A 6731-nucleotide genomic window follows, 5' to 3' on the forward strand; every position below is an offset into this window, starting at 1 on the left:
CCGCGATGAGCAACGTCAAGATGCACATTCAGCGCTGGTTGGCGAACAAGTTCTGCTTGTTCACTGGCGGCATACAAATCATGTGCCGAATGGTGCACTGCAGACATGTGCAAGAGGCAGCCATCAGCTTCAACCCGAAGCACATGACCTTTCTTGGTGTCAATGAATTCCATCCACCGACAATCAGTGCGTAATCCGAACTCTTGTGGAACCAAGTATGGCAATTCGTCTGGCTTACCTTCGTAAATGCCGACCATTGCAGATGATTCACGGTCTGGGTAACACTCATGTGGGCCATTGCCATACCAACGCACCGTGGTGAAGCGTGCAGGAATACTGAACATGGCACCGACTCGCGGCACATCTGCCATGTCTTTCGGAATCACAACAGTGTGTTCGTACTTCACTGCCCCACCCGACAGCTCGCTAATGGTTGTTGTACTTTCCACCATGTCGGCGTCGTCTGTAGCGATGCCTTGTTCAGACCATCTGGCAAGTGACTTACCGCCACCATGATGTTGATCCATCAGTTTGAATCCGTCGTTATCGGTTGGTGCACGCCACAAGGTGACTTGCGGAGAAATCTCAATTGGCAAAACTGACGTGGCTGGAATTTTCGCTTCAACCGGAGACGACTTTCGCAACGTCACTTGATCCCACGACACGACATGGCCTTTCGGGGCCCATGGCGTATCGCGAGCCAATGTCCATGTCACTGAAAAGAACACTTCGTTTGCTTCGTGCGGAATGATGACCGGAATATCAACCTTTTCAGAAGAGTCTGCAGCGATCTTGGGCACTGTGAGTTTGCCTGACTTCGTTACAACGCCGTCAACAATAAGTTCCCATGTGGCTTTGTAGCCAGACAGGTCTGAGAACCACTGTCGGTTACGAACAACCAAATGCGGGTCCTTGTTCTTGCTTTTCAATTCAACAGAAATAGGGCGATGCACCCATGCCAACTCACGCATCACGGGGTGCGGAGTCATGTCTGCATGAATGAGGCCATCTGCAACAAAGTTTCCATCGTTCGGGGTGTCGCCGAATTGTCCGCCATATGCAAGACGTGTTGTGCCGTTCGGCAAGCACTGTGTTAGCCCGTGGTCTTTCCATTCCCACACAAAACCACCTTGCAAACCTGGAGTGTTTTCAAACGCATCCCAATAGTCAGCAAGCGAACCATTTGAGTTGCCCATGGCATGGCTGTATTCGCACATAATCAGAGGGCGTGTACCGTCTCCAGATTTTCCATACGCAACAATGTCGTCGATGGTGGAATACATCGGGCACACAATGTCTGACGACATGAGGCCGCCATCTACCCAGCCAGCATGAAAGATTGCACCTTCATAGTGGAGTGGGCGCGATGGGTCGTACGAACGGATCCACTGTGATGCAGCGTCATGCACTGCGCCGTAACCCGCTTCGTTTCCTAGCGACCACATAATGATGCTCGGGTGGTTCTTGTCTCGCTCCACCATGCGGCTGATGCGCGAAATCCACGTGGCCCTGTATGCAGGGTCGTGACACAAACTTGTATTCCAGGCGTGGCTTTCCGCATTGGCTTCGTCGATGACATAGAGGCCCAATTCATCACACAAGTCCAGAAGGCGTGAATCATTCGGATAATGCGAACAACGAACGGCGTTCACGTTGTGTTGCTTCATCAACACGAGGTCTGCACGCATGTCTTCGACATCAACGGCCTTGCCTTTGTCTGGGTGATGATCATGGCGGTTGACGCCACGAATCATGACGCGTTTGCCATTTATCAGTAATGACCGTTTGCGTACTTCCACACTGCGAAAGCCGGTGATGACAGGAACAACGTCCACCACTTCCCCTGCTGGGTTTACCAGTTGAACAATGGCGCGATATCGATTCGGGTTTTCTGCAGACCACAATTCAATCTTCGGAATATTCCACGAAATGTTTGCAACATGACCCGCAAAAACGTACGGGGAATCGAACCAGGGCACGTCGACCGAATGCGCAGCACCAACACGTTTGCCGGCAAGCGTCTCAAGATGAGCAACTGCTTTCCATCCGCGCTGCAACTTTTGTTCGTGCGGAACATTGAGATGGACCTGTACACCAAGCGTCCCTACAGGAGAGGTGCGCAATGACTTACGAACTACGCCAGCATTGACGCGCACATCATTAATGCCAATCATTGCCTGTGATGTGAGGAACACTTCGCGATGTAGCCCTGCCATCCACCACTGGTCTTGATCTTCCAGATGGCTTTGCGCCGAGAAACGACACACCACGATTGCCAATTCATTCTTGCCACTTGTCAGTGCAGCAGAAATGTCATATTCACTTGGTAACCGACTATCTGTGCCGTACCCAACAAACGCACCGTTTACGTAGACCATGTGCACGCTTTCGGCTCCGCCTATGTGCAGAACCGTGCGACGATCTTTCCAATTCTTTGCCACAGTAAAAGTGGTGCGATGAACTGCAGTTGCCACTGTTGGTGGCAACGTTGGCGGACGACCTTTCCAGGGCATTTGAACATTGGTGTAATGCGGTTGATCACCAAGACCTGCAAGTGTCCAGTTGCCTGGCACCGAAATTGATGTCCACGATTTCGTATCGTCTGAGATTGCAGATGCAGGAACGTCATTTACGTCTTCATAACGCTTGATCTTCCATTGACCATTCAATGACACAAACCACGGACTAGTTGTACGGTCACCCTTACGGGCAGTGTTGATATCTACGTACGTCGTGTGAATAGAACGCATTGGTCGACGGTGCATCTGCACGATCTCAGGGTCAGCCCAGGGTTTGACAAAACTTGTATCAAAAATTGACATAACTACATCTTTCCACGCCGCCATAGGACTACCGTTCTCCAAGTGATTACTCCACTGACTTCCTTTTTTACCGACCTATGGGCCATGGCCAAGCGCCATGTCGTCCTTACCGCGGTCCTCGTTTTTCTATGCTTACTGTTCGTTGGGTTTTCATTCCTCATCGGGTTCGTCCAGATGTCCGTTCTGCTGGCCCCTGTTGCACTGATTGCTTGGTGGATCATCACGAAGCGCGACCCGAAGACGGGCCGAGCTGAAGCACTAACGGTTATTTCATCTATCGCAATTGCATTTGTTGTAGTGTTCGCGCTTATCCAAGCTGTGCCCTACGGACGTAGCCACTCGAATGGCCCTATTACGGGGGAACCGAAATGGTCATCTCCCCAAACACGCGAGCTGATGGTTCGTGCGTGTTTCGGATGCCATTCCAATGAAGTGAAGTACCCGTCGTATGCAAATGTGGCGCCTATCTCATGGGCAGTCCAAAACCATGTCGACGAAGGTCGCAGCGCCATTAACTACCAAGAGTTCACTACCAAATCTGGGAGAGCCGATGACACTATTGAAGTCATACAAGAAGGGTCAATGCCTCCTTCGTATTACACAGCGTTTGGTAGACACCCTGAAGCAAAACTGACAGCTGCTGAGAGAAAGATCTTGATTGCCGGCCTGCAGACGACACCGGGGCTTCACGGCTAATTCACGCTCGGGCGATTGAACATTGATCGCCATGCCATAAGGTTTGAGCCATGAGTTCGGCCAGCAATTCAGCATTGACAGAGGCGTCGATACCCACTTTGCTGATGTGTCTTGCGCAGCTCACAGGCGATGAGAAATGGCTACAAGAGCCGTACCTTCCCCGACGCGACACCAACTTGTTTCACGATGAAACTGGTGGGCTCTCCGATGACGTGCAGCAAGAAGTCCGCACAGCAATGTCAGTGATTCTTGACGAACTAAGTGCTGGTACCCGAACTATTCCCACCGAAATCGACAACGAACAGTTCGTCACCATGATGCGTACGTGTGTTGCAGAGCAAGTTGCACCCGAATACGCCCCAATGCTGTTGGAAGAATTGGGATTCGTTGATCGCGACGTGCACTGGTCTGCTGCTCTGGCGCCAGAGTTGCCTGCTGGGTTCCGCGTTTTGGTGATTGGTGCAGGGTTTGCAGGTATCTGTGCGGCAATCAAACTTGGCCAACTTGGTATTCCATACGTAGTCGTGGAAAAGAACTCAGATATTGGCGGAACATGGTTTGACAACAACTACCCAGAAGCCGGCGTTGATACGCCAAACCACTTCTACTCATATTCTTTTGCCCCGAATACTCGCTGGAACAATTACTTCTCCAAGCGCGCAGATATTTGGAAGTATGCACGTGATGTTGCGGAACGTCACAACATCATTTCCAATATTACGTTTTCAACTGAAGTGTCGTCGTTGCATTGGAATAATGACAGCAACTCGTGGAATGCGGTTATTGAATCGAACGGTACAACACGAAGCGAAGAATTTCCCGTTGTGATCACGGCTGTTGGCCAATTAAACAGACCAAATCTGGCACCTGCACGAGGTATTGAGAATTTCACAGGCTCGTGGTTCCATTCAGCACATTGGGACCACTCGGTTGACCTTACTGGAAAGCGAGTTGCGGTAATAGGTACTGGTGCAAGCGCAATGCAATTCATGCGCACCGTTGCTGCTTCAGCTGGAGACGTGACTATCTTCCAACGTTCACCACAATGGATTCGCCCAAGCTCTGATTACCACCGCACCGTTTCTGCTGGCACCATGTGGTTGCTAGAGAATGTTCCGTTCTATGCCCAGTGGTATCGCTTCGGATTGTTTTGGCGATTCGGTGATGGCTTATTGAATACGTTGCGTCGTGACCCCGAATGGCCACACCCGGAACGTTCCATGAACCGCCACAATGATCGTCATCGTCAACAAATGACTGAGTTTGTAGAGACTGCGCTAGAGGGTCGGCCTGACCTGCTTGAGAAGTGTTTACCCACATACCCGCCATACGGAAAGCGCATCTTGATTGATAACGACTGGTACCCCACATTGCGGCGCGACAACGTGCACCTGATTGCAGAGGGCGTCGACCACATCACGCCAACGGGAATTGTTGATTCATCGGGAACTACTACTGAATTCGACGTAATCATTCTGGCCACCGGCTTTCAGGCTGGAAACCTCTTATCCCCTATTGATATTCGCGGTCGCAGCGGAACAGCACTACGAGACGTGTGGGGCACAGATAATCCGAAGGCCTACCTTGGCATCACTGTTCCCGATTATCCGAACATGTTCATGTTGGTTGGTCCCAACACATTCGTGGCACATGGTGGAAGCATCATCTTTCAAGCCGAATGTGAGATGCGATACATCACTGATTGTTTAGTAACGATGATTGAAAAACAGATTGCAAGTGTTGAGGTACGTGCTGATATTCATGATGACTACAACGAGCGCGTGGATGCGGAACACAACGAACTTGTATGGGCGCATGCCGGCCTCAACAGTTGGTATCGCAATGCTCAGGGCAGAGTGTTCTCGCCGATGCCGTGGCGCTTTGTTGACTATTGGGAAATGACACATGATTTCGATCAAAATAAATACGTGGTCACATCATGAATCAACCGTTCAACACCAATGGCGGTATTCATGAAATTCCGTTGCCGTCTGGAACTGGCCGACTCTGGCTTTGCGGCAAGCATTACATCGGCCCAAATGTTGAAGAAGTGCTTGCGCAATGCGACAACGCCATTGTTGTGTGTCTAGTGCAAGAACATGAATTATCTGATCGTTACCCGGCATATGTCGAATGGCACAAAGCCAATGCGGGGACTCGTGGCATCTGGAACCCAATTGGTGATCTGTCATACCCAGAACTTGATGAGATCTTTGATTTCGTAACAGTGTTGAGTGATCATCTCAAGAACGGGCAGTCTCTAGTGGTGCATTGCGCAGCTGGAATTGGCCGTGCAGGTACTACCGGCACCGCCCTACTGATGATGTTGGGAATGAATTCAACAGATGCATCAACACACATTCGCGAACACCGCCCTATGGCTGGCCCTGAAGCAGGAACGCAACGGCAATTCATCGAAGACCTTGCTGCTCGACTTAGTAACAACAACTGATCTAGGGGCTGGAGTAACCCCAACCAATAAGATTGTCCAATGGCCGTTCACAAAATAATCTCCCCTATTGACGGCTCGGTTGTTGCAGAACGCGAACTTGCATCTGACGCCGCAGTTGAAGCGGTTTTGCATTCGGCACAGGCCGCCCAGGCAGTCTGGCGGGCAACGTCTCTTTCTGATCGTATTCGTTTATGTGAAGCAATGATTTCCCACCTCGAAACTTCTGTTGCTGACATCGCCACAGAAATTTCATGGCAAATGGGTCGCCCTGTGCGATACACCCCGAATGAGATTCTCCGTGGGGCACAAGAACGTGCCCGCTACATGATGTCAATAGCTACTGAAGAACTAGCCGACCTTTCAGTGCCCAAGGTTGACGGTTTCACAAAATACATTCAGCGAACCCCAGTAGGCACAGTGCTAATTGTGGCGCCATGGAACTACCCGTATCTCACTGCCATCAACTCACTGGTCCCGGCTTTACTCTCCGGCAATACCGTCATCATGAAGCACGCATCACAAACGTTGTTGTGCGCAGAACGATTCAGTGAGGCGTGTGCCGCCGCTGGGTTTCCGGCTGGTGTTTTCCAGCATGTTCATGCCAGCCATAGCGCTGTAGAACGAATGATTCAAGACCCTCGCGTTAATTTCGTTGTGTTCACGGGGTCTGTTCAAGGCGGTGCAGCTATGGAACGAGCCGCTGCTGGCCGGTTTATTGGTGTTGGCACTGAACTGGGCGGCAAAGACCCTTCATATGTTCG

General features: G+C 50.9%; 5 protein-coding genes. 4 read left to right on the plus strand and 1 reads right to left on the minus strand.

Annotated features, from left to right (window positions below; translation table 11 throughout):
* Positions 1-2822, minus strand: a 2822-nt coding sequence (locus AC9UEO_RS12110; protein ID WP_509533814.1) for a glycoside hydrolase family 2 TIM barrel-domain containing protein, incomplete at its 3' end; no start/stop codon positions are given.
* Between the two features lie 84 nt (positions 2823-2906).
* Here AC9UEO_RS12110 and AC9UEO_RS12115 point away from each other — a divergent pair.
* The 4 genes from AC9UEO_RS12115 to AC9UEO_RS12130 form a co-directional block, all read left to right on the plus strand.
* Positions 2907-3518, plus strand: a complete 612-nt coding sequence (locus tag AC9UEO_RS12115; RefSeq protein WP_509533816.1) for a heme-binding domain-containing protein — start codon at positions 2907-2909, stop codon at positions 3516-3518.
* Positions 3519-3568: 50 nt separating this feature from the next.
* The gene (locus AC9UEO_RS12120) at positions 3569-5461 is read left to right on the plus strand and encodes a flavin-containing monooxygenase (RefSeq protein WP_509533818.1); all 1893 of its coding nucleotides are present in this window, start codon (positions 3569-3571) and stop codon (positions 5459-5461) included.
* A complete protein-coding gene (locus AC9UEO_RS12125; RefSeq protein WP_509533821.1) occupies positions 5458-5970 on the plus strand; it encodes a protein-tyrosine phosphatase family protein in 513 nt (170 codons plus the stop codon). Before AC9UEO_RS12120 ends, AC9UEO_RS12125 begins: the two co-directional genes overlap by 4 nt.
* Before the next feature lie 39 nt (positions 5971-6009).
* On the plus strand, positions 6010-6731 hold a 722-nt coding region (locus AC9UEO_RS12130), incomplete at its 3' end, for an aldehyde dehydrogenase family protein (RefSeq protein WP_509533823.1).

The sequence above is a fragment of the Limnohabitans sp. genome, from assembly GCF_040401495.1.
Classification (GTDB): Bacteria; Pseudomonadota; Gammaproteobacteria; order Burkholderiales; family Burkholderiaceae_C; genus Limnohabitans.

Excerpts from the sequence above, each read along its gene's own strand:
- AC9UEO_RS12115 (WP_509533816.1), top strand. The coding sequence starts at position 2,907 with ATGGCCAAGCGCCATGTCGTCCTTACCGCGGTCCTCGTTTTTCTATGC.
- AC9UEO_RS12120 (WP_509533818.1), top strand. The coding sequence starts at position 3,569 with ATGAGTTCGGCCAGCAATTCAGCATTGACAGAGGCGTCGATACCCACT.
- AC9UEO_RS12125 (WP_509533821.1), top strand. The coding sequence starts at position 5,458 with ATGAATCAACCGTTCAACACCAATGGCGGTATTCATGAAATTCCGTTG.